1 protein-coding gene is annotated in these 950 nt (G+C 41.9%); it reads right to left on the bottom strand.

All coding sequences use genetic code 11. The features are described 5' to 3' along the window. Positions 1–275 precede the first annotated feature (275 nt). Positions 276–719 carry a hypothetical protein gene (locus C2M35_RS15295; protein ID WP_105199905.1) on the bottom strand — a complete coding sequence of 148 codons (444 nt, stop codon included), beginning with the start codon at positions 717–719 and terminating at the stop codon, positions 276–278. Positions 720–950: the final 231 nt, after the last annotated feature.

Genomic DNA, 950 nt, shown 5'->3' with positions numbered 1-950 from the left:
AAGCTTCATAATTGAATTAACAGTTAATTTAAGACATTCATCATGACCCAACGGCCACCGATTTGCGCAAACTTACACTGCCCGCTTTTACCCCTAATAAGTTAATTGTCCTCATACTTCTTCCTTAATCTCAATGCAGTGAATCATTCTCAAGGGATTCACTCGGTTAAAAATACTTTATGGATGATGTAACGATAGTCCCAAGAAAAGCAAAACATACGCCGGTTTTATGCATATGCTAAGTAAGAAGAGCGACGTCCCCTTAGCACTATTTTCTATATATCAAGTACCCACTTTGTGGTGCCTGGCAATTGCTCAAAAACACAGCTCTCCACATAACCGATATTCCTATTTCCAGCGCCATTATTATCCCACTTCACAATAACTTGGGCGGTATCACTTGGCGTCTCCTGAGACAAGGACACCGAGCGCTGCACATATGCTCCGGCCTCATCTAAGTAGCCTCTATGCTTGGCAGCGACTTTCTTAAGCTTTTGCGCCATTTTTGGCTTAAGGGTTCCTTTGAACTTTTCTTCAACAAAGGTCCACATTAAATCCATATCATTGTCGCGCATGGCATTTCGCCACACATGGCACTTTTCAATAAAGATGTCGGCTTGATTATTTTCGGCTGCAAACTCCACATTGGTACTGTCTTGGGCGGCCAGGCTCAGGCTCAAAGGTAAAAGCGCAACAAGGCTGAGTCGAAGTGTATTCATCTATTGCTCCATGCTTATATATTCAAATGAATAAAAACTAAAAAAAATGAAAAAATAATACCAAGCATCAAGCTCGCGGCTTATTTTAAGCCGCCCTTTTGCCCTTTAAAATGGACGTAGGAAAACCACACAGGATCGGTGAGTTCAAGCTTCATAATTGAATTAACAGTTAATTTAAGACATTCATCATGACCCAACGGCCACCGATTTGCGCAAACTTACACTGCCCGC

This window comes from Pseudoalteromonas sp. T1lg76, assembly GCF_002964725.1.
GTDB lineage: Bacteria > Pseudomonadota > Gammaproteobacteria > Enterobacterales > Alteromonadaceae > Pseudoalteromonas.
This window is presented reverse-complemented; position numbering and strand designations above follow the sequence as displayed.